The sequence below is a fragment of the Aurantibacter sp. genome (assembly GCF_042094015.1).
GTDB lineage: Bacteria > Bacteroidota > Bacteroidia > Flavobacteriales > Flavobacteriaceae > Aurantibacter.
Genome location: NZ_JBELDZ010000043.1, coordinates 1 through 23182 on the forward strand (window position 1 = coordinate 1; position 23182 = coordinate 23182).

At 29.5% G+C, this 23182-nt stretch carries 20 protein-coding genes; 9 read left to right on the forward strand and 11 right to left on the reverse strand.

Going from position 1 to position 23182, the window contains the following annotated elements:
* The 6 genes from ACFDSN_RS07690 to ACFDSN_RS07715 all read right to left on the reverse strand — a co-directional run.
* Window positions 1–540 (reverse strand): DegT/DnrJ/EryC1/StrS family aminotransferase (locus tag ACFDSN_RS07690; protein WP_375239263.1); only part of this gene is annotated, 540 nt, incomplete at its 3' end.
* A gap of 4 nt (window positions 541–544) precedes the next feature.
* A complete protein-coding gene (locus ACFDSN_RS07695; RefSeq protein WP_375239264.1) occupies window positions 545–1834 on the reverse strand; it encodes a polysaccharide pyruvyl transferase family protein in 1290 nt (429 codons plus the stop codon).
* 12 nt (window positions 1835–1846) lie between these two features.
* On the reverse strand, window positions 1847–3046 hold the full coding sequence (locus tag ACFDSN_RS07700) for a polysaccharide ABC transporter ATP-binding protein (protein WP_375239265.1): 1200 nt from the start codon (window positions 3044–3046) through the stop codon (window positions 1847–1849).
* Between the two features lie 2 nt (window positions 3047–3048).
* Window positions 3049–3888: an ABC transporter permease gene (locus tag ACFDSN_RS07705; RefSeq protein ID WP_375239266.1), complete on the reverse strand. Its 840-nt coding sequence runs from the start codon at window positions 3886–3888 to the stop codon at window positions 3049–3051.
* Window position 3889: 1 nt separating this feature from the next.
* Entirely contained in the window at window positions 3890–6355 is a 2466-nt protein-coding gene (locus ACFDSN_RS07710; RefSeq protein WP_375239267.1) for a polysaccharide biosynthesis tyrosine autokinase, read from the reverse strand.
* Window positions 6356–6360: 5 nt separating this feature from the next.
* On the reverse strand, window positions 6361–7158 hold the full coding sequence (locus tag ACFDSN_RS07715; RefSeq protein ID WP_375239268.1) for a polysaccharide biosynthesis/export family protein: 798 nt from the start codon (window positions 7156–7158) through the stop codon (window positions 6361–6363).
* A 107-nt stretch (window positions 7159–7265) separates the two neighbouring features.
* Between ACFDSN_RS07715 and ACFDSN_RS07720 the strand changes: the two genes are divergently transcribed.
* The 9 genes from ACFDSN_RS07720 to meaB all read left to right on the forward strand — a co-directional run bounded on the left by ACFDSN_RS07720 (window position 7266) and on the right by meaB (window position 18553).
* Window positions 7266–9140: an ABC-F family ATP-binding cassette domain-containing protein gene (locus ACFDSN_RS07720; protein WP_375239269.1), complete on the forward strand. Its 1875-nt coding sequence runs from the start codon at window positions 7266–7268 to the stop codon at window positions 9138–9140.
* 26 nt (window positions 9141–9166) lie between these two features.
* A complete protein-coding gene (locus ACFDSN_RS07725) occupies window positions 9167–9940 on the forward strand; it encodes an O-methyltransferase (RefSeq protein ID WP_375239270.1) in 774 nt (257 codons plus the stop codon).
* A 105-nt stretch (window positions 9941–10045) separates the two neighbouring features.
* Window positions 10046–10618, forward strand: coding sequence for a cob(I)yrinic acid a,c-diamide adenosyltransferase (locus ACFDSN_RS07730; RefSeq protein ID WP_375239271.1), 573 nt, complete (start codon window positions 10046–10048; stop codon window positions 10616–10618).
* 146 nt (window positions 10619–10764) lie between these two features.
* Window positions 10765–10986: a DUF2795 domain-containing protein gene (locus tag ACFDSN_RS07735; RefSeq protein WP_375239272.1), complete on the forward strand. Its 222-nt coding sequence runs from the start codon at window positions 10765–10767 to the stop codon at window positions 10984–10986.
* Between the two features lie 161 nt (window positions 10987–11147).
* The gene (secA, locus tag ACFDSN_RS07740) at window positions 11148–14501 is read left to right on the forward strand and encodes a preprotein translocase subunit SecA (RefSeq protein ID WP_375239273.1); all 3354 of its coding nucleotides are present in this window, start codon (window positions 11148–11150) and stop codon (window positions 14499–14501) included.
* 139 nt (window positions 14502–14640) lie between these two features.
* The gene (locus ACFDSN_RS07745) at window positions 14641–15090 is read left to right on the forward strand and encodes a KTSC domain-containing protein (RefSeq protein WP_375239274.1); all 450 of its coding nucleotides are present in this window, start codon (window positions 14641–14643) and stop codon (window positions 15088–15090) included.
* A 77-nt stretch (window positions 15091–15167) separates the two neighbouring features.
* A complete protein-coding gene (locus ACFDSN_RS07750; RefSeq protein WP_375239275.1) occupies window positions 15168–16646 on the forward strand; it encodes a hypothetical protein in 1479 nt (492 codons plus the stop codon).
* Between the two features lie 232 nt (window positions 16647–16878).
* Window positions 16879–17424, forward strand: coding sequence for a DUF2911 domain-containing protein (locus ACFDSN_RS07755; RefSeq protein WP_375239276.1), 546 nt, complete (start codon window positions 16879–16881; stop codon window positions 17422–17424).
* A gap of 46 nt (window positions 17425–17470) precedes the next feature.
* Window positions 17471–18553 carry a methylmalonyl Co-A mutase-associated GTPase MeaB gene (meaB, locus tag ACFDSN_RS07760; RefSeq protein WP_375239277.1) on the forward strand — a complete coding sequence of 361 codons (1083 nt, stop codon included), beginning with the start codon at window positions 17471–17473 and terminating at the stop codon, window positions 18551–18553.
* 3 nt (window positions 18554–18556) lie between these two features.
* On the opposite strand, the gene ACFDSN_RS07765 is transcribed toward meaB, so the two are convergent.
* The 5 genes from ACFDSN_RS07765 to mnmA form a co-directional block, all read right to left on the reverse strand.
* Window positions 18557–19138, reverse strand: a complete 582-nt coding sequence (locus tag ACFDSN_RS07765) for a phosphatase PAP2 family protein (RefSeq protein ID WP_375239278.1) — start codon at window positions 19136–19138, stop codon at window positions 18557–18559.
* Window positions 19139–19141: 3 nt separating this feature from the next.
* Window positions 19142–19369, reverse strand: coding sequence for a hypothetical protein (locus tag ACFDSN_RS07770; protein ID WP_375239279.1), 228 nt, complete (start codon window positions 19367–19369; stop codon window positions 19142–19144).
* A 13-nt stretch (window positions 19370–19382) separates the two neighbouring features.
* A complete protein-coding gene (locus tag ACFDSN_RS07775; RefSeq protein WP_375239280.1) occupies window positions 19383–20759 on the reverse strand; it encodes an MATE family efflux transporter in 1377 nt (458 codons plus the stop codon).
* A 109-nt stretch (window positions 20760–20868) separates the two neighbouring features.
* The gene (locus ACFDSN_RS07780; RefSeq protein WP_375239281.1) at window positions 20869–21810 is read right to left on the reverse strand and encodes an NAD(P)H-dependent flavin oxidoreductase; all 942 of its coding nucleotides are present in this window, start codon (window positions 21808–21810) and stop codon (window positions 20869–20871) included.
* 30 nt (window positions 21811–21840) lie between these two features.
* Window positions 21841–23031: a tRNA 2-thiouridine(34) synthase MnmA gene (gene mnmA / locus ACFDSN_RS07785; RefSeq protein ID WP_375239282.1), complete on the reverse strand. Its 1191-nt coding sequence runs from the start codon at window positions 23029–23031 to the stop codon at window positions 21841–21843.
* Window positions 23032–23182 lie beyond the last annotated feature (151 nt).

Consider the following 23182-nt stretch of genomic DNA (forward strand, 5'->3'; position numbering starts at 1 on the left):
AGTGGCATGAAAACTACAAGTACTTATATCACCGTATTTAAAAACAGATTTCCCTTTGTAGGTTACTGCAAAACAGTGCGCGGCATCGTAAATAACTTTTAAACCATGTTTTTTAGCAATTTTATCAATAATTTCAACAGCACATGGATTACCAAAAACATGTGTAGCTAAAATAGCTGATGTTTTTGTTGTAATAGCTGCTTCAATTTTAGTTTCATCAATAGTTAAAAATTCGGGATGTATATCCACAAAAACTGGAACACAACCTTCCCAAACAATACTCGAGGATGTAGCAACGTAACTAAAAGGTGTAGTAATAATTTCTCCTGATAATCCTAAAGTTTTAATTGCAATCTGCAAAGGTAAAGTTCCATTGGTTGTTGCAATTATATTAGGTACTTGCAAATAAGCTTTAAGCTTTACTTCCAATTCCTTTACTAAAACACCTCTATTAGTCATCCAGCCAGTATCCCATGCACGCTTTAATATAGCCTGATACTCTTCTTGTGGAGGCAAAAATGTTTTAGTAACGTTTATCATGTAATTATTTTAATATTTTTTTTAAAAGCATTACTCCAGGGATTTTTTTAAAATTTTCAAGTAACTTATCAAACTTCTTATTGAGTCTGTTTATTTTTCTTAAACTCTCCAAAGACCTAATTTCTAGCTTTTTACTTTCTTCAGAAATAGTTTTAATTTCAGAATATAAAATTTCTGTATTTGCATTTAAATCATCAATTGTATAATGATATTTTTCCGGTACATCTAAGTCAGCAGTTAAATAATCCAGTACTTTTAAATCATTCATCAATTTAGTAAAATTATCAAATCTATACTTAAACAAACTATTAAACTGAGTAAAATCTGCTTCATTATATACATCTTCAATAGATTTATTTCCTAAATCCTCGTACTTTATATATGGTATTTTATAAAACTCTGCTATTTCTTGAACTCTAATATCTCTGGCAATCATAACTGCTGGTATACCTTGAATTAAAGCTGCAATACAGCCATGTAACCTGGCCCCTAAAACAAAATCATATTTTCCAATAATATCAAACCATTCTTTAAAAGTATTATTAAAAATCCCATTTTTGCTTATTTGATCTAAAGCTAGCTTACCATTTTTATAATTATTATAACTAATTAATTCCATTTGCTTGATCGGCTGATCATTAGCTACTTCTTTTTTAAAGATAACTTCATCCAAAAAATCTTGTCCAAGAATTGGCACGTTACTAAGTATTTTTTCATTTAAAGAAGCCATGGTTCTATGGTATACCACTATAGGCTTCTCAAAACTTTTATTCTTAACAATCTTTAAATTTCTATTTAATGGTCCAAATAACGTAGGACATCCAATTTGAATTATATTTTTTTGTTTAAAACCTTCTTTTAATAAAGTTGAAGCAGTATGCGGTCCTCTTACCCCAATAAATTCACTAGATTTAATTACATAACTTAATAGTTCAACCAAAGATGGATGTAGTGAAGTAATACCATTAGATGTACTAGAATAATCTTGAATACCTAATGAAAAAGCTATAGTTTTAATGTTTAAGTCCTTTACAAATTTTGTATATCTAGATACATCTCTTTTTTCTGTAACATGTGTTGCAAAAGCAATTACACATAAATCATATTCATTTTGGTATTGATTTATTTTAGAAAAATCATTAACAAAATCGGCATTAAATAATTTTATTAGAGTTCTAGATATCAAACTAGCTCCATGATTACTTGCATATTTAGTACTATCTTTAGCCCAATCTTCATGGCTATTTATCTCATAGTTATATTCTGGTCCAAGACCAATTACCATTGCTTTCATTTTCACCATTTTTTATTTATAATTAGCCTTTAATAAAAATGAAGGCCATATTTGCTCCTTGTCAATAACTTGAAATGAAGCCATACTATTAGACCTAATAATTGGTTCTTTTCTTTTTCTACTAACTATAGATAAATTAATACTGTATACACCTTTAGATAATTGAATTTCTTTATGCGTAACAGTAAAAGTTATATATTTATCATCACCAATAAATAAATCCTCTTCTTTATTTCTCTCCAGCATAGCTACGGGACGTTGTTCTTTATCATAAATAAATATAGAAAACAAAGGTATTTCTATATTTTCTAACAACTTTATTTTAAGAAATATATTTAAGTCTTCTCCCCTATTTAATTGAGGTAATCCATTTTCGTCCTTTAAAGAAGTAACAACTTTAACTTCATTTATTTTTAATGAATTATCTGTAAAAACTATATTCTGGTCGTTTGTAGCAAATCTTGAGTAATATAAATCTATAGCTGAGCTAACATCTTTACCTTGAAATTTAGCTTTACCTTTATCTAATAAAATAATTTTATTACATATTCTAGATACCATAGGCATACTATGACTAACAAAGATAACAGCTGTATTGGGTAAAATAGTATCAATCGTTTTATAGCATTTTAAAATAAAACCTAAATCTCCAACTGCTAAAACCTCATCTATAATTAAAACATCAGGCTCCATTTGTGCTGCTACAGCAAAACCTAAGCGGACTTTCATCCCAGAACTATAGTTCTGTATTGGCATATCTATAAATTCTTCTAGCTCAGAAAATTCAATGATTTTTTCAAGTTTATCATCAATTTCTTTTCTAGTAAAACCAAGAATTGCTCCATTATTATATACATTTTCTCGACCACTTAAAATAGGATTAAATCCAGCACCTAGTTCTATTAAAGCACCAACTCTACCTTTAATAGTAATTTTGCCTTCATCGGGATTTATTAATCCATTTAAAATTTTTAAAAGCGTAGATTTCCCTGCTCCGTTATGACCAATTAACCCTAAACATTCGCCCCTTTTTAATTCAAAATTAATATCTTTAACTGCCCAAAATTCTTTTGGCCTAAGTACTCTTTCTTTTCTATTACCAGTAATTCCCGAAAATAAATCTTTAACACCATACCAAAGACTTGTTTTTAAATCTTTGCAGAATTTTTTACTTAATCCTTCTACTTTTATTAAAACATTTTGATCTTCCATAATTAAGCACTTAGACGTTCTACAATTATTGGAATAGATATTCTATAAATAATTAACCCAAGTAACAATAAAGGTAAGCATAAAGCAAGCACTAATAAAAAGTACATTACGTGTTCTGAGTTAATACCTACAACTAAATCTCTTGTAGTTAAAATAATTGGTGTGATAGGATTTAAATTCATAATAGTTTTTAATAATCCACTTTTTGGGATTACATATACAACAGGAGTTATATACATTAAAAACTGCATTCCAAATGTAATAAGTCTATTTATATCCGTGTATAATAATCCAATTGGTGTAATAAACAACCCTAAAGTAGTTCCAAATAATACAGCTCCAAATATTGCTAATGGCACTAGCAATAACTGTAAACTAAAACCAACATCATAGTAAAAAACAAATATGATAAGTAAAATTACTTTAATTGAAGTATTAAATAATAATTTATAAATTCCAGAAACTATTAAAGCTTCTTTTGGAAAATTAATTTTTGTTAAAATACCTCTAGCTGCATTTGTACTTTTTAGAGGAGAATTTATTGATTCTGTAATTATTGACCATATCAAAGTTCCAGAAAAAGCATACAACGGATATGGCATTCCTGTCTCTGTTAATTGAATTGTCCCACTATTATTTAATACAATCCATACTAATGCAGTAGCTAAAGGCATAATAAAAGCCCACAACACTCCAAAATAAGATTGTCTGTATTGTGCTTTAATATCTCTTTCTGCCAATTGCCTAGCTAAAAACCTTGACTTATAGATGTCTTTAAAACTATCTTTTACAAGATTAAAAAGATTTAGCTTATTTTCTTTCTGGTAGATTTTAACTTCCAACTTATTTTTTAGTTTTAAACCTATTAATAAAACTCTTAATTACTGATGTTTTTTCAACATTAGTTTCATGGTATCCATTAGCATAGGCTCCATATCCATAACCATAGCCATAGCCATAGACATAGCCATAACGACCTTTAACATCGTAATGATTATAAACAACACTTAGATTTTCAATCTCTTTAGCTTTATATTTAGCACTAATCAGGTTAAGCATTTCTTTCTCTGTATAATTTTGTCTTACTACGTAAACAGTAGTATCAACAAACTTTAATAATTCAAATGCGTCTGCAACTAAACCTACAGGAGGCGTATCTAAAACGATGTAGTCGTATTTTTTCTTTAACTCGGTTATAAAATTAACCATAGTTTCTCCAATTAATAATTCAGATGGGTTTGGAGGTATTGGACCTGAAACAATTAAATCCAAATTTTCAACTTTTGTATGATGGGTAATATCTTTTAAAGACTTATCGCCAATTAAATAGTTAACAACTCCAACATCATTATTCACCTCGAAATCATCAAATATTTTTGGCTTACGCAAATCAAGTCCAACAATAACCGTTTTTTTATCACTCAAAGCAAAAACACTTGCTATATTTATTGAACAAAAAGTTTTTCCTTCTCCACTAATAGAAGAGGTTAACATAACTGTTTTGGCGCCTTCAATTTTATTTTTATTATAAAAAAAGGACAAATTAGACCTTATAGCTCTAAAAGATTCTGAAATAGGAGATTTAGGTTTTTTTAAAACTATTAAGTTATTTTCTTCATTGTGTTTGCCAACAACACCTAGTAAAGGTATTTTAGATTGAGATTCAATATCTTCTGGACTGTGAAATTTCTTATCTAAAAAAGTAACAATAAAAGCTAATGCAATAAATGGTATTAATGCAGCAAAAACTCCAAACACATATCTAATATTTAAATCTACCGTATTTCTAGGCTGACCAATATCTTTTGCTGGTTCTATCAATAATATATCTGACACATTACTAGCTTTAATTAAATCTGCTTCACCTCGCTTTTTTAAGTACAAATTATACGTAGCTTGGCTAAGTAGATATTGTCGCTCTATAGCCTGAAGTGTTTGTTCATTTTCTGGCATTAAAGCAAATTGATTCTCTAATTGATATATCTTTGTATTTAAATTTTTAATTTGAAAATTCAAATTACTTTTAACGGCCTTTATATTTTCTAACAAGACAATTTTTAAGGCTTCTATTTGCCTATTTAAGTCCACAAATACTGTAGCATCACTCTTAACTGAATATTCTAAGTTAGATTTCTCTACAGATAGCTGGGTTATTTTAGAAACATTTGTTGATATATTGCTCTCTGTTACTCCTTCTAAAGCCGGAGCAGGAAAGCTTGTAAAATCATTACTAGTTAATAAATAGTTTTTAAGAATATTATAAGAAACTTTAGTTTCTTCTATACTTTCTTTTTCTGTTTCAAATGTCTGCTTTTTACTAGATAACAATTTACTTTCACTATCTATATCAAAAATTTTATTTGCTCTCTTAAATTCATTTAAAGAATCTGCTTTAGATGTCAAATCGCCTTTAACCCTACTTAACTGTTTATCTATAAAAGCTATGGTTTTTGTAGCATACTCGTTCTTTTTTTCTAATTGATCTTTATCAAGTATAGATATTGAAGTATTCAAATAATCTACAATTTTTTGCTTATTTTTATTTGTTAACCTTAATGTTAATAAAGGTGAGCCAGGTTCATTTTTAACGGTATACACACTATTTAAACGTGAGACTATTGCATCAAAATTATTAAATCTAATAAAAAACTCTTGCCCTTTAATTACTTTACGATTTGGCAGTAAATTAAGTTGTCCTTTCAAAAATGGTAGATTAATATAATCCCCAATTTTATAGCGCTTTTTTATAGACTTCTCAGCTACTGGTAAGTTATTAAACGTTTTATTTACATATTCTTGAGCTCTAACCGTATTTTGATCTTTATTAAAGTTAACTTCTAAATCGAATTCATTCTCTGAAACAAAAGTAATTTTATGTAATACATTTATTGCTTGATAAGCTTCTTTATCAATCTGAAACTTAAAAGGCACTTGACCATATACGTCTGCTTTATAAAAGCGACCTTGTTTTAAATAAGAAAAAAACAATTCTAAACTATCTACAACTTTTTCATGATGTTTTCTAGATTTTAATTCTAGTAAAACATTTTGAACTTTACCAGAAATACCGCCATAATTAAAAATAAGACTCGTGTTATTAGTAAAAAGCGGATTTTTATCGTCTTGAACAGAAACCTGAGAACTCAAAGTATAAGGAAATTCTCTTCTAATATTTTGATGGTAAACGACATAAAGCGCAATTATTAAAACCAACAAAAACCATTTCCAATAACTTAATAAGCGAAAGAAAAAAGATTTAAAATCAAAATTCAAACTTATAGCATCATCCTTAAAACCTAAATCATTCATAATATCTATAAGTTACGTGCTAAAAAATAAGTAGAAACTAGTACTGACAAAATAGAAGCTACGGTTCTAAAAGTTTCGGTTGCAGTTTGTCCTGCACCTAAAGCCTTACGTTTTAATGGTTTTACTAATATAATATCGTTTGGCTTAATAAAATAAAATTCAGATTGCATTGCTGCAATATCTGTAACATCAATATGATGAATTTTTTGGCCTTCGGGATATTGTCTAATAATCAAAACATCCTTTCTATCTCCAGTTTGTGCAATATCACCTGCGTTTGCAATTGCTTCAATAATATTAACACGATCTTGGAATAAGACCTGGCTTCCTTTTCGTCCAATTTCCCCAATAGTGGTATATTTTAAACCTGGTAATTTTACAGTAACATATATTTGAGCTGTCTCTTTAAAATAGGATTCATACAACAATTCCTTAATTTTAGTTTCTATCTCTTCAAGAGTAAATCCTAAAACGTTTATTTTACCCAAAACAGGAAATTCAATATTACCATGTAAATCAACTGTATTACCACTAAAATACAAATCTTCTTGAGAGTTACCTGGAGTTACTGTTGTTTGATTAAATATCTCTGTAACTTTCTGAACATCTTCTCCTTGAGTTTTTACAGATATTTTTAACTGGTCATTTATTTGCAACCTATACGGCTTAGAAGCTTCCTTAATTGCTAAAGAATCTTCCACAACAGTACCTTTATCTTGAAGATACACAACATCTCTATTCGTAATACAAGAGCTTAAAGAAAAAATAATTAAAACAATAAAAAGCAGAGATTTAAAACTCATTTTCGTTTAAAATTGAATGAACACAAATATAAGTTTTAGCCACTAATAACAAAACTTTAAAGCGGTTTTTATAAATTTTGTCCTTAATTTGCAGCAAAATTTATATTGTGAATTATCTTAACGTAGAAAACATATCAAAATCTTATGGCGAACTATCTTTATTTAAAGATATTTCTTTTAGTGTACATAAAGATCAAAAAATAGCATTTGTAGCTAAAAATGGCTCTGGAAAAACGTCTATTTTAAATATGCTTGCTGGTTTAGACAATCCAGATTCTGGTAATATTATTTTCAGAAAAGATGTTAAAATTTCTTTTCTACCTCAAGAACCCATTTTAAATCCTGAATTAACCGTTGAGGAAAGCATTTTTGATGTTGAAAATGATACACTTAAAATTATAAAAAACTATGAAAAAGCATTACTTAATCCTGAAGATGAAGACGCTTACCAACGTGCTTTTGAACAAATGGAAATTAATAACGCTTGGGATTTTGAAACACAATACAAGCAAATTCTTTCAAAATTAAAACTAGATAATTTAGAGCAAAAAGTAAGCACAATGTCTGGCGGACAAAAAAAACGTTTATCATTAGCTAATGCACTAATTAACAAGCCTGATTTATTAATTTTAGATGAGCCCACAAACCATTTAGATTTAGAAATGATCGAATGGCTAGAAGCTTTTTTTGCAAAAGAAAACATTACCCTTTTTATGGTTACGCACGATCGCTATTTCTTAGAACGTGTTTGTAACGAAATAATAGAATTAGATCACGGAAAAATGTATAATTACAAAGGTAATTATAGTTATTATTTAGAAAAAAAGGAAGCTAGAGTTGCGCAATTTGAAACAGAGACCAACAAAGCAAAACAACTTTATAAAAAAGAGTTAGGCTGGATGCGCAAACAACCTAAAGCACGTACCACAAAATCTAAATCTAGAATAGACGATTTTACAGAAATTAAACATAAAGCACACCAAAGACGCAAAGATCACGTTGTAGAATTAGAGCTTAACATGGAGCGCTTAGGTAGTAAAATAATAGAATTTCACAAAGTATCAAAAGCCTTTAAAGACAAAAAAATATTAGATCAATTTGAATATAATTTTCAAAAAAGTGACCGTATAGGTATTATTGGAAAAAACGGAACTGGAAAATCTACCTTTTTAAATATTTTAACTGGCACTATGCAACCAGATTCTGGTAAAGTAATTACTGGCGACACTATTAAATTTGGGTATTATACACAAAGTGGAATTACACCAAAACCAGAACAAAAAGTAATAGATATACTTAGAGAATATGGAGATTATATTCCTCTAAAAAAAGGAAGAACCATTAGCGCACAACAATTATTAGAGCGCTTTTTATTTGACAGAAAAAAACAGTATGACTTTGTTGAGAAACTTAGTGGTGGAGAACGCAAACGCTTATATTTATGTACCGTTTTAATTCAAAATCCAAACTTTTTAATTCTTGATGAACCAACAAACGATTTGGATATTGTTACCTTAAATGTTCTTGAAGATTTTCTTTTAGATTTCCCTGGTTGTTTAATGGTTGTATCTCATGATCGTTATTTTATGGATAAAATTGTAGACCATTTATTTGTTTTTAGAGGAAATGGCTTAATTGAAGATTTTCCAGGAAACTATTCAGATTTCAGAGCTTATGATAGCAGTAAAGATCCTAAACCGGAACTAAACACAGCATCTAAAGAAACCGTAAAAGAAAAGCAATCTTGGAAAAAAGATAACAATAATGCGCTGAGTTATAACGAGCAAAAAGAATATAAAAACTTAGAAAGCAAAATAAAAAGCTTAGAGCTTGATAAAATTGAATTAGAACAAAAATTTTTAAATCCAGATTTAACACAAGATCAAATTTTAGAATTATCATCTAAAGTGCAAAAAGTAATAGATTCTATTGATGAAAAAGAAATGCGCTGGATGGAATTAACAGAAAAATTAGAAAATTAGTATTCTAACTATAATCCCAAATAAAAGTGCTTCACCAAGTAAAATCATATATTAAATTTCTAATAAAGTCAACCAATAAACATGGTGTACATTCGCCATTTGTTTTTGATTTGGTTACAAAATGTTTTTATGATACAAAAAAGCATTCAGTTTATAACGATTTAGAACAGTATAAATACAACCTATTAAATAGTAAAGAAAGTATTGAGGTTACAGATTTAGGAAAAGGCTCTAGAGTATCAAATAAACTTTCTAGATCTATAAAAAGTATTGCAAAAAATGCAGGTAGCACAAATAAAAGAGCACAACTACTCTTCCGTTTATCTAACTATTTTAAACCTAATAATAGTTTAGAATTAGGAACGTCTTTAGGTATTGCAACTTACGCATTACACAAAGGAAATATAGAAGGAAATATTACATCTATTGAAGGTTGTCCAAACATAGCAAGCTTTACAACTCAAAATTTAAAACAAAATAACACCAAAAATATCTCGATTATAAATTCTGACATCTCTAATAGCTTAGATAATTTCAAGGATGAAGTATTCGATTTTGTATTCTTAGATGGAAACCATCAAAAAAAGCCAACATTACAATATTTTGAATCGCTTCTAAATAACATTAAAAACGATTCTATATTTATATTTGATGATATTTACTGGTCTAAAGAAATGACTGACGCCTGGAATATTATAAAAAAACACCCAAAAGTTACTGTAACCATTGATTGTTTTTGGTGCGGTTTTGTGTTTTTTAGAAAAGAACAAGAAAAAGAACATTTTGTAATTAGACTCTAAATCATCTAATTTTTAACAAAAACCATTAAAACATAATAATCAAATTTATAACTTCGTCTATATAAATTCTTTATACATACAACTACAACATAAAAACTATCAGAAATGAAAGTATATACTAAAACCGGAGATAAAGGTACAACTGCATTATTTGGCGGCACAAGAGTTCCAAAACACCATATTAGAATAGACAGCTACGGAACTGTAGACGAGTTAAACTCACACATTGGTTTAATTCGTGATCAAGATATTAATGAGCTTTACAAAAACGTATTGATAATTATTCAAGATAAACTATTTACCGTTGGCGCTGTTTTAGCTACAGATCCAGAAAAAGCAACCTTAAAAAATGGAAAAGAGCGCTTAAATATTCCTAAAATAACAGAAGAAGACATTAAATTACTGGAAGATGAAATGGATACAATGAACGAATCTCTGCCTCCAATGACACATTTTGTTTTACCTGGAGGACATTCAACCGTGTCATATTGTCACATTGCACGCTGTGTATGTAGAAGATCAGAACGCTTAGCATCAGCACTAAACGAAATGGAGCCATTTTTACCAGAAGCACTAAAGTACTTAAATAGACTATCTGACTATCTTTTTGTATTGGCACGAAAGTTGTCCAATGATTTACAAGCTAATGAAGTAAAATGGATTCCGGAAAAACACTAGGTTAGCACGTTCATTAACAGCAATAATTTATAGAAAAATTTGTACTAATTTAATGTTAACAAAATTATAACACGGAATTAATTAACATTTAGCTTGCATATTTCAACTAAAAAATTATTTTTGCAAAAATTAAAATATACAAATACATGTATTGGACTTTAGAATTAGCATCTTATTTAAGTGATGCACCTTGGCCAGCAACAAAAGACGAGCTTATCGATTATGGAATAAGAACCGGAGCACCTTTAGAAGTTGTAGAAAATTTACAATCTATTGAAGACGAAGGTGATGCTTACGACTCTATAGAGGAAATTTGGCCAGACTATCCTACAGAAGAAGATTATCTGTGGAACGAGGACGAATATTAACACTCATAAAAAAATCTAAAAAAGTCTCTTCCTTGAGGCTTTTTTTTATGTTTTTATTCTAACTATACCAACTACTCTATGTATATTTAGCATCAAAATAAATCAATTAAATAACAAACCATTTGCAGTACCCAAAAGCACTGTTTTAACAATATATAATTATGAGTTTTTTAGATTCAGTATTAAAACTTTTTGTTGGAGATAAATCCAAGCAAGATGTTAAGTCTATAATGCCTTTAGTAGAGAAAGTAAAATCTTTTGAATCTGCTTTAACTGCATTGTCTCACGACCAATTAAGAGCAAAAACATCAGAGTTTAAAGCCAAAATTGCAGAAGCTAGAAAACCTTTTAACGACAAGATTGATGTGCTTAAAACTGAAGCTGATGCTACAGAAGATATAGACAGACGCGAAGACATCTATCAAGAAATTGATAAAATTAAAGATGAGTCTTACGCTGCAAGTGAATTAATTTTAACAGATATTCTTCCTGAAGCCTTTGGCGTAGTTAAAGAAACTGCTAGACGATTTACTAATAACACACAAATAGAAGTTACAGCTAACGAGTTTGACCGAATAATTTCCGGCAAAAAAGACAATGTTGTTCTTGAAGGCGATAAAGCTATTTGGGCAAATTCTTGGGATGCTGCTGGGAAAGAAGTGACTTGGGATATGATCCATTACGATGTTCAGCTAATTGGTGGTATTGCAATGCATCAAGGTAAAATTGCAGAAATGCAAACTGGAGAAGGAAAAACATTAGTAGCAACTTTGCCCGTTTACTTAAATGCATTAGCAGGAAAAGGAGTTCACTTAGTAACCGTAAACGACTATTTAGCGAAAAGAGATAGTGCTTGGATGGCTCCTATTTTTGAATTCCATGGCTTGAGTGTAGATTGTATTGATTATCACCAACCAAATTCAGACGCAAGAAGAAATGCCTACAATGCAGATATTACTTATGGTACAAATAACGAATTTGGTTTCGATTATTTACGTGATAATATGTCTCATTCACCAGACGATTTGGTACAACGTCCACATCATTATGCTATTGTAGATGAAGTTGATTCTGTATTAGTAGATGATGCAAGAACACCATTAATAATCTCTGGCCCTATTCCACAAGGAGATAGACATGAGTTTACTGAGCTAAAACCACAAGTACAAAACATTGTATCTGTACAACAAAAATATTTAGTTAGTGTTTTAGCTGAAGCGAAAAAGCAAATAGCTAATGGAGATATTAAAGAAGGGTCTTTTCAGTTATTAAGAGTTTATAGAGGTATCCCTAAAAACAAAGCATTAATTAAATTTTTATCTGAAGAAGGAATTAAATTATTACTTCAAAAAACAGAAAACACTTATATGCAAGATAACAACCGTGAAATGCCAAAGGTAGATGCGGAATTGTACTATGTAATAGATGAAAAAAACAATCAGATTGAGTTAACAGATAAAGGTGTTGATTATCTTTCTGGTGAAGAAAATCCAGACTTTTTTGTATTACCAGAAATTGGTTTAGAAATTGCTAAAATTGAAAAACAAGGATTAGCAACAGAAGAGGAAGCAGAATTAAAAGAAGAACTTTTTAAAGACTTTAGTGTAAAATCTGAACGTATTCACACCTTAAATCAACTTTTAAAAGCTTACGCATTATTTGAAAAAGATAACCAATATGTGGTTATGGAAAATAAAGTAATGATTGTTGATGAACAAACTGGTCGTATTATGGATGGTCGTCGTTATAGCGATGGTTTACACCAAGCGATTGAAGCAAAAGAAGATGTTAAGATTGAAGATGCTACACAAACGTTTGCAACAGTAACACTTCAAAATTTCTTTAGAATGTACCGTAAACTATCTGGTATGACAGGTACTGCGGTAACAGAAGCTGGAGAATTATGGGAAATCTACAAATTAGATGTTGTAGAAATTCCAACTAATAGACCAATTGCAAGAGATGATAGAGAGGATTTAGTTTACAAAACTAAACGTGAAAAATATAATGCTGTAATTGATGAAGTAACAAAATTATCTCAAGCAGGAAGACCAGTTTTAATTGGTACAACTAACGTAGAAATTTCTGAACTTTTAGGAAAAATGTTACACATGCGAAAAGTACCTCACAATGTACTTAACGCAAAGTTACATAAACGCGAAGCAGATATTGTTGCGGAAGCAGGACAACCAGGACAAGTAACTATTGCAACCAATATGGCAGGTCGTGGAACAGATATTAAATTAAGTGATGCTGTAAAAGCAGCTGGAGGATTAGCAATTGTAGGTACAGAACGTCACGATTCTCGTCGAGTAGACAGACAACTACGTGGTCGAGCTGGTAGACAAGGAGATCCAGGAAGCTCTCAATTCTATGTTTCTTTAGAAGATAATTTAATGCGTCTTTTTGGTTCGGAACGAATTGCAAAAATGATGGATAGAATGGGATTAAAAGAAGGTGAAGTCATTCAACATTCTATGATTTCTAAATCTATTGAACGCGCGCAGAAAAAAGTAGAAGAAAATAACTTTGGTGTTAGAAAACGTCTTGTAGAATACGATGATGTTATGAATGCGCAACGTGAAGTAGTTTACAAACGTAGATATAATGCATTATTTGGAGAACGCTTAAGTGTAGATATTGCCAATATGGTTTATGATACTGCAGAAGTTATTGCAGATACTAATAAAGCTACTAATGACTTTAAAAATTTCGAATTTGAATTAATTCGTTATTTCTCTATGAGTTCTCCTATTACAGAAGCAGAATTTATAAAATTATCTGGATTAGATATTGCTCAAAAAGTATACAAAGAAGCTTTTGCTCATTACAAATCTAAAATGACAAGAAATGCAGAAGTAGCTTATCCTGTAATTAAAAATGTTTATGAAACACAACGTGATCAATTTAAGCGTATTGTTGTACCATTTACAGATGGCGTAAAATCTTTACAGGTAGTAACAGATTTAGAAAAAGCATATCAAACAGAAGGAAAACAACTAGTTGTTGATTTTGAAAAAAATATATCTTTAGCAATTATTGATGATGCTTGGAAAACGCATCTACGTAAAATGGATGAATTAAAGCAATCTGTTCAATTAGCTGTTCACGAACAAAAAGATCCATTATTAATTTACAAGTTTGAAGCTTTTGAATTATTTAAAGGAATGATTGATAGTGTAAACAAAGAAGTTATTTCGTTCTTATTTAAAGGGGAATTACCTCAAGAAACAACAAACGCTATTACTGAAGCTAGAGAAGTTAAGAAAAATGAAAAACTTAACTTACAAAAAGATGAAATTCAAAATCTGGATCAGCGCTCTGCTCAAAACAGACAAGCTGGACAAACTCAACCTGAAAAACAAATTGTAGAAACAATTGTTAGAGATCAACCAAAAATTGGTAGAAACGATAAAGTTACTATTAAGAATGTAATGACAGGAGAAAACAAAACGGTAAAATACAAACAAGCAGAACCTTTATTAAATGGAGGAACTTGGGTTATTGTAAATTAAGCTCTATATATTTTACAAAAATCCCAAAACAAATGTTTTGGGATTTTTTTTTATGAAAAGTATTCATTTAAAATAAAAGATTTAAAACACTTCCAATCTACTAATTACAACTATCTTTGCGCTTTATTAAAAATTTTCTATGAAACGCGTTAAAGAATACAGAACATTATTTGCTGCAGAGCCAAATTCAACTTTAAAAGAATTAAAAACTTCTTATCGTAATTTGGTTAAAGAATGGCATCCAGATAAATTTCAAGCTGACGATGAAAAAGCTAAAGAAGCTGAATTAATGGGGCGTAAAGTTATTGATGCTTATCATTTTTTAGTTAGTATTGCTCCAGAAACTAAAGCAAAGAACTTAGATGAATATACAAAGACCATAACAGAATCTGGTGTAGCGGATTTCCAACATAAAGGCGTATTATTAGAAGTTACATTTGTTGATGGAACCACTTACGAGTATTTTGGTGTACCAAAAACAATATATATAAAAATGTGCCAATCAGATAAATTGGTACGTTTTTGTAAAAGAAATATATTCAACTCATACCTATACAGAAAATCTAAAAAGAGTTTACAAGAAGCTTAACCTATAATTCTTATTAGAATACATTTGAATCTCCGGCTAATTTCGCATAAATTAGTCGGAGATTTTATTTTAACCCAATGCGTTTAAATCAATACTTAATTACAAATAATCCATCAATTAAAATTGAAGGGTTTAACACACAATTATTTAATGGTTACACAATTCATTCAGATACTAGTTTAAAAACTTCCTTAAGCTACAAATTAAATAACATCTGTATTATAGGGTATATTTTTAACCCTATAACAAATGAAAATTGCACAAAAAATATTGCAGATATTTTATCAAATTTAGACAATGAAGATGCTATCTTAGAATATATAGAGCAATGCTCCGGCAGGTTTTTAATTCTTTTTAAAACTAATAATGACATAAAAATTATAAACGACTTTCTTGGAACAAGGCGTGTTTTTTATTTTAAAGAAAACGCAAATCATTATATAAGTTCTTGCGATAAACTTCTTTTAGGTTATTCACAAAAAAAATTAAATATTAATTCAAAAGTTAAGGACTTAAAAGACAATGCGTTGTTTTTAAAAGTGCAAGAACATTTATTTGTTGGTGATACAGAGTGGGATCAAGATTTTAAAATTCTACAACCTAATCATATTCTAAACATAAATTCTTTTAAAGCAAACCGAATTAAAATTTACTGCACAAAAAAACTATTAGTTCCAGAACTTGTTACTTTAAATGCAAAAATAATAGACCGTACAATAAAACATATAGATAAAATTGGCAGTTATAAAATTGCCTTAACAGCAGGAATAGATTCTAGAGTTCTTGTTGGATCGGTAATTAAAAACAAATTAAAATCCGTTTTCTTTACATTTACGCGTAATGATGCTTATGTTAAAAGAGATAACATTATTGCTGAAAAAATTTGTAAGACATTTAATTTAAAGCACCAATCAATTAAATTAAAACCATTAACAAATGAATTTTTGAATGAATATAAATCACAATTTACATTTCCAAGAATTTTGGGTAAAACTAAAAACATACAATGGCTTAAATATAATTATAACAAAAAATATATTATTACTGCAAATGGTGCTGGTATTATAAAAAGCCCACATAATTATTTATTTAAAATTAAAGATTATAGAGACAAACGTATTGGTCATTTACAAAACGAAGATGAAAAAAAAGACTACTTAAATAAATGGATTAATTCAAACAAAGACTACATTAAAAAATATAATTTCCAAGCTAGTGATTTGTTTTATTTGGAAGAGATACTTTCTAAATTTGTTGCTAAATGGTCTTACGAATTAGATTTTTCAAATGTTGAAGACATATCTCCATACAACAACAAATATCTAATTTACTCTATCCTGTTTAACACTACACCTATTCAAAGACCTAAATCTGGAGCCTTAATTCAAAAAGAACTCTTATCTTATTACGATAAAAAACTGCTTTCAATACCAATAAATCCTAAAATTTTAAAAGATTATATCAAACAAATTTTATTATATAATCAAACAAAAAAAATAATACAACCGCTATTATATCGTTTAAAAAAACAAAAAACATATATTATATTAGTTTAACCTATTAAACACTCAATACGTTAACTAGCTTAAACCTTACTAAAACTAGTATGTACATCAATCTTTTTTTTACACATTTTTCATTTAACTTTTTTAGTATTACAACTTCATTATTTAATTTAGATTTTTCTTCTTTAAGTGTTAACTTAACATCTTTTGGAATATTTAATAGTCCACAGTTTTAGCATTAAAGGACTTTAAAGTATCTTTGATTTAATTACAATTTACTTAAATGAAACGCATAATTTTTATATTAATTATAGTAGCAATAGCTGTTTTTGGCATTTCTTATTTTAATGATGGCGCTTTTAGCAAGCCTCTAAGTCCAAAAAAAACAGTTGTCTTTGAAGTTGAGGATTTAGAACTTGAAGTATTTTACAACAGACCATCAAAACGTAATCGTGAAATTTTTGGAGCTTTAGTACCTTTTAATCAAATATGGAGAACAGGTGCAAACGAAGCTACTACTTTTGAAACAAACAAAGAATTACATATTGGAAATCAAACTTTAAAAAAAGGGAAATATACCCTTTGGACCATTCCTAATAATGAATCTTGGACTGTTATTTTTAATTCCAAAATGTATTCTTGGGGCGTAGATGAAACTAATAAACCTATGAGAGAAGCTAAATTTGACTCGGTTACTTATAATGTAGATGTTTATAAAATTAATACAGAAGTTGAGCAATTTACAATTGCATTTGATAATTCTACAGATAACTTATTTTTAACAATGGCTTGGGATAATACTAAAATTGAAGTACCTCTTAAAAAGTAGTAAAACTACTTTTTATTTAGTTTTCTATTTGACAAAAACAAAAAAAATGTCTCATAAAAAATCGGCTTTAAACGAAACATCTGGTGTAAATAATCAAAATACAACCAGTAATAAGTCTATTTCGAAAATTAGAGCAAAAAGAAGAAAAAATATAGATGAAGTACTACTTACGGAAAACATTTTAAAAGGAAATATTACAGCCTTAAGTCAAGCTATTACACTAATAGAAAGTAAAAACTCTAAACATAAAACAAAAGCAAAATATATTATAAACAAATGTTTACCAGAAGCTTCTAAATCTGTTAGATTAGGAATTACAGGTGTTCCTGGTGTTGGAAAAAGCACTTTTATTGAAGCTTTAGGAAAATTGCTAATTTCCAAAGGACACAAAGTTGCAATTTTAGCTGTAGACCCAAGTAGCTCTGTTACAAAAGGTAGTATTTTAGGAGATAAAACTAGAATGGAGGATTTGGTAAAAGATCCAGATGCTTTTATTCGCCCATCAGCTTCTGGAGATACGCTTGGTGGCGTTGCTCAACATACTAGAGAAAGTGTTATTCTTTGTGAAGCTGCCGGTTACGATGTTATTATAATAGAAACCGTTGGTGTAGGACAAAGCGAAACCGTAGTACATAGTATGGTTGACTTTTTCTTATTACTAAAATTAGCAGGCGCAGGAGATGAATTACAAGGTATAAAACGTGGAATTATAGAAATGGCAGACTCTATTGTAATTAATAAAGCTGATGGAGAAAACATTAAAGCCGCAAAATTAGCTAAGGTTGAATTTAACAGAGCTTTACATTTTTATCCAGAAAAGGAAAGTAAGTTTCAACCAAAAGTACTTTTAACAAGTGCTATAAAAGATGAAGGAATTCAAGAGGTCTGGGATACTATACTAAACTATGTCAAGATTACTAAGACTAATAATAACTTTGAATCTAAAAGACAAGAGCAAAATAACTTTTGGTTACTCCAAACAATTTCAGATGCTCTAAAAAATGATTTTTTCTCCAACGCTAATATAAAATCAGCTTTAGATTATCAGAAAGAATTAGTGGCATCTAATAAAACGACTCCTTTTGATGCCGCAAAACAGCTTTTGGATTTATTTTATAAAGAGAAATAATATTTATTCTCTAACTAAAGTAAACCTAGACTGTAAATAATTATTCAATCTATAAAATAAGTAGCCTGAAAACCCTCCAAATATAAATCCTGAAAACACATCTAAAGGATAATGTACACCTATATAAATTCTACTATAACCCATAAAAATTGCCCAAATTATTAATCCGTAAATAGCATATCTATATTTATACCTTAAGACTAATCCTGAAAAAACTGCAATTGCCATAGAGTTACTAGAGTGACCGGAAAAGTATCCAAATGGAGAACCACACCAAGATTTAACTAAAACCATTAACCCTTTAAGTTCTTGGGCATAACAAGGTCTTGGACGTTGAAAACCATTTTTAAAAACATTAGTAATTTGGTCTGTAAAGGCAATCATTAAAGCAATAACAACTAAAGTTAGAACAAACATTTTAGTATTTGTTTTTTTAAACATCAAAAATGCTAAAACTGCATAAAAAGGAATCCAATTTATAGACGTTGTATATACCATCCAAAAAGCATCCCAAAAAGGGTAAATACCAGAACTATTTAAGGCTAAAAAAATATTTTTATCAAACTCTAATAATTGCTCTAACATATATTAACTATCGTATTTAGCAACCTCTCTATCGTAAAAAGCTGTAGCTTCATCAATTAAACCTTCCATTTCCATCTCCAATTCTTTCTCATCTTGAGAATCAAAATCCTCAAACCACTCTACGTTATCATCTTCAAGATTAATTATAAATCTTGGAAATTCCGTATGAATTACAAAAATTGCGTTTGGTAAATCTGTATTGTCTCCTAATATAAATTTTGGAAGTTCCATAGTTTTAAATCTCTTAATTGTTTGACAAAATTAGTCTTTTTGTTAGATAGTGAAAGCGTATAAATAATAAAATTGCTGCGCTTGATAATCCAGCTAATAAACCTAACCAAATACCAAAACTACCATACATATCTTCTTTCCCTAAAAACCAACTTATTGGAAAACCAATTAACCAATAAGAAATAAATGTAATTAAAGTTGGGATTTTAACGTCTTGTAATCCTCTTAGCGCACCAAGGACTATAACTTGCAAACTATCGCTAATTTGAAAAATAGCTGCAGCTATTAATAATTGTGACGCTATTTTAACAACCTCAAAATTATCTAAAGCATTTACAATATCTTTAAAATCAACATAGATTTTAGGTAAACTGGTATTGAAAATTAAAAATAATAAACAAAAAACAACAGCAAATATAAACCCAAAAAGAAATATTGAAATGGCAATACGGCGTAATTCAAAATATTGCTTCAAGCCTTTTTGGTTTCCAACTCTAATCATAGCTGCAACACCTAATCCCATTGCAACCATAAATGTCATAGAACTCAAGTTTAATGCTATTTGATTAGCTGCTTGATGGTTTTTACCTAATAATCCGCTTAACCAAATGGCAGACGTAAAAATAGCAACCTCAAAAAACATTTGCATAGCACTTGGTGCTCCAAGCGCTATAATTTTATTTAATTTTTGTTTAGAAAGAGTAAATAGCTTAATGCTTGTTACATAAGCTTTAGATTTCTCTTTCTGTTTTAGAACAAACCACATAAACCAAAGCATTACAAACCTTGAAATTAGTGTTCCAATTCCTGCACCTACAATACCAAGTTCTGGGCAACCGAATTTTCCAAAAATCAGTAAGTAGTTTAATATCACATTAATTATGTTTGCTAATAACGTGGCATACATTGGGTATTTTGTTAAAGATAACCCATCACTAAATTGTTTAAATGCCTGAAAAACTATTAATGGAACTAATGAAAATGCAACAATATCTAAATATGGTAAGGCTAGTTCTACAACCTCTAAAGGTTGATCCATAACATACATCAAAGGCTTAGCAAAATACAACGTTAAAAACAACACAATTCCCAAAACCGTACATAAAAACAAACCGTGTTTAAAAGCAGATTTTCCTTCTTTAAAATTATTAGCAGAATGTGCTTCTGCAATTAATGGCGTTATTGCTGTAGAAAATCCAATACCAATTGATATTGCAATAAACATAAAACTATTTCCAAGTGAAACTGCTGCTAACTCTGCAGTACCAATTTGACCTACCATTATATTATCTATAAAACTCACAAAGGTATGACCTAACATACCAAGCATTACTGGTGCAGATAATTGCCAATTATATTTAAATTCCTTTGTGTAATCTTTTAATTGCATAGGGCAAAAATACAGTTATTTATAAGTTGAACATAAAAATTCTGCGATAAAACAAATACAGCAAACCAAAGGTTTGCTGTATTTGTAATCAATTATATTTTTATTTGCGTTAAAATTGAGAAACAGTCTTTTTAGCTTCATTAAACTCTGTAACAATTTCTGTAACAATTTCGTTTACAGATTTTATTTCGTGAATTAAACCAGCAATTTGACCAATCTCTAATTCGCCTTCTACTAAATCGCCTTCAAACATACCTCTTTTAGCTCTTGCTCTTCCAAGTAATGTTTTTAATTCTTCAGGATTTGTACCTTTTTGATATAACGCAGCAACATCATTATAAAACTTATTCTTTACTAATCTAACTGGCGCTAATTCTTTTAGTGTTAATTGTGTATCACCTTCTTTTGCATCTATTACAACCTTTTTAAAATCAATATGAGCAGAACTTTCTGTACTTGCTACAAAACGACTTCCAATTTGTACTCCATTTGCACCTAAAACCATACAAGCTAACACAGCTTTTCCTGTAGCTATTCCTCCAGCAGCAATTAAAGGTATCGTTAATTTTTCGGCAACCATAGGAATTAAAGTTAGCGTAGTGGTCTCATCTCTACCATTATGTCCGCCAGCTTCAAAACCTTCGGCTACAATAGCATCTACTCCAGCTTCTTGTGCTTTTAAAGCAAACTTAACACTACTAACTACATGAACAACCGTTATGCCTTTATCTTGTAACCATTTTGTCCAGGTTTTTGGATTTCCTGCAGATGTAAATACAATTTTAACGTTTTCTTCTACAATAATATTCATAATCTCCTTTACGTTAGGATATAACATAGGAACATTAATTCCAAAAGGTTTATTGGTCGCCTTTTTACATTTCTGAATATGCTCACGTAACACATCTGGATACATACTTCCTGCTCCAATTAATCCTAATATTCCAGAATTACTTGCTGCAGATGCCAAACGCCAACCTGAATTCCAAATCATACCTGCTTGAATAATTGGATATTTTATATTAAATAATTTTGTGATATTATTTTGCATTTTATCTGATTTTAAAATGTGATTTATAACTTAACTCATTACTCCAGAACCTAGTAATTCATCATCCTGATACCAAGCTACAAATTGTCCTTCGGTTATAGCAGATTGTTTATTTTGAAACTCTACGTATAAACCTTCTTTTGTTTTGTGAAGTGTTGCCTTTTCTAAAGTTTGTCTATATCTAATTCTCGCTAAGACTTCTAGAGTTTCTCCATTTTTAAGTTCTAAATCTTCACGAATCCAATGAATTTCATCAAATACAACAAAAACAACATTATTATATAGTCCTGGATGGTTTTTGCCTTGGCCTGTATAAATAATATTTTCTTCAACATCTGTTTCTATAACAAATAACGGTTCTATAGTTCCACCAACTCCAAGTCCTTTTCGTTGACCTTTTGTAAAGTAATGTGCACCATTATGTGTTCCAACTACTTTCCCATCTTCTTTATTATAATTGATTCGTTTAGCCCTATAAGCTAATTCACTTTCTTTAGAACTAAATCTCGGAATGGATTTATTATATGATAAGAAATCAGCTTCTATTTCTACAATCTCACCGTTTTTAGGTTTTAATTTCTGTTGAAGAAATTCTGGTAATCTCACTTTTCCAATAAAACACAAACCTTGAGAATCTTTTTTATCGGCTGTAATTAAATCTGCTTTAGCAGCAATTTGTCTCACATCAGGTTTCTGTAATTCGCCAACTGGAAATAAAGCTTTTGCTAATTGTTGTTGTGATAGCTGACATAAAAAATACGATTGATCCTTATTATTATCCGCTCCAGCTTTTAATTGATAAACTGTTTTTCCGTTAATTTGTGTTTCAGTTTTTCTGCAATAATGTCCTGTAGCTACATAATCTGCGCCAAGCTCTAAGGCTATCTTCATGAAAACATCAAACTTAATTTCTCTGTTACAAAGTACATCTGGATTTGGTGTTCTTCCTTTTTCATACTCATTAAACATATAATCTACAATACGGTCTTTATATTGCTCGCTTAAATCTACTGTTTGAAATGGTATTCCTAATTTTTGAGCTACTAGCATAGCATCATTACTATCGTCTAGCCAAGGACACTCATCAGAAATAGTTACAGAATCATCATGCCAATTTTTCATAAATAAACCTATAACCTCATAACCTTGCTCTTTTAATAAATAAGCAGCAACACTAGAATCTACGCCTCCAGACAAACCAACAATAACTCGTTTTTTCATTTTCTATTTTAATGGACTACAAAGATAAGTTTTAAATCTAATTACAGTTGATCTATCTTAAACCTTTTTTGTTTAACCTTTTATTAATAAAGTTTAACAAACCATTAAGAATTATTTGTTTAACACTAATCTATATTTGTAAAACAAAACA

Excerpts from the sequence above, each read along its gene's own strand:
- ACFDSN_RS07695 (WP_375239264.1), bottom strand. The coding sequence starts at position 1,834 with ATGAAAGCAATGGTAATTGGTCTTGGACCAGAATATAACTATGAGATA.
- ACFDSN_RS07700 (WP_375239265.1), bottom strand. The coding sequence starts at position 3,046 with ATGGAAGATCAAAATGTTTTAATAAAAGTAGAAGGATTAAGTAAAAAA.
- ACFDSN_RS07710 (WP_375239267.1), bottom strand. The coding sequence starts at position 6,355 with ATGAATGATTTAGGTTTTAAGGATGATGCTATAAGTTTGAATTTTGAT.
- ACFDSN_RS07715 (WP_375239268.1), bottom strand. The coding sequence starts at position 7,158 with ATGAGTTTTAAATCTCTGCTTTTTATTGTTTTAATTATTTTTTCTTTA.
- ACFDSN_RS07730 (WP_375239271.1), top strand. The coding sequence starts at position 10,046 with ATGAAAGTATATACTAAAACCGGAGATAAAGGTACAACTGCATTATTT.
- ACFDSN_RS07735 (WP_375239272.1), top strand. The coding sequence starts at position 10,765 with ATGTATTGGACTTTAGAATTAGCATCTTATTTAAGTGATGCACCTTGG.
- secA (WP_375239273.1), top strand. The coding sequence starts at position 11,148 with ATGAGTTTTTTAGATTCAGTATTAAAACTTTTTGTTGGAGATAAATCC.
- ACFDSN_RS07745 (WP_375239274.1), top strand. The coding sequence starts at position 14,641 with ATGAAACGCGTTAAAGAATACAGAACATTATTTGCTGCAGAGCCAAAT.
- ACFDSN_RS07750 (WP_375239275.1), top strand. The coding sequence starts at position 15,168 with ATGCGTTTAAATCAATACTTAATTACAAATAATCCATCAATTAAAATT.
- ACFDSN_RS07755 (WP_375239276.1), top strand. The coding sequence starts at position 16,879 with ATGAAACGCATAATTTTTATATTAATTATAGTAGCAATAGCTGTTTTT.
- meaB (WP_375239277.1), top strand. The coding sequence starts at position 17,471 with ATGTCTCATAAAAAATCGGCTTTAAACGAAACATCTGGTGTAAATAAT.
- ACFDSN_RS07765 (WP_375239278.1), bottom strand. The coding sequence starts at position 19,138 with ATGTTAGAGCAATTATTAGAGTTTGATAAAAATATTTTTTTAGCCTTA.
- ACFDSN_RS07770 (WP_375239279.1), bottom strand. The coding sequence starts at position 19,369 with ATGGAACTTCCAAAATTTATATTAGGAGACAATACAGATTTACCAAAC.
- ACFDSN_RS07775 (WP_375239280.1), bottom strand. The coding sequence starts at position 20,759 with ATGCAATTAAAAGATTACACAAAGGAATTTAAATATAATTGGCAATTA.
- ACFDSN_RS07780 (WP_375239281.1), bottom strand. The coding sequence starts at position 21,810 with ATGCAAAATAATATCACAAAATTATTTAATATAAAATATCCAATTATT.
- mnmA (WP_375239282.1), bottom strand. The coding sequence starts at position 23,031 with ATGAAAAAACGAGTTATTGTTGGTTTGTCTGGAGGCGTAGATTCTAGT.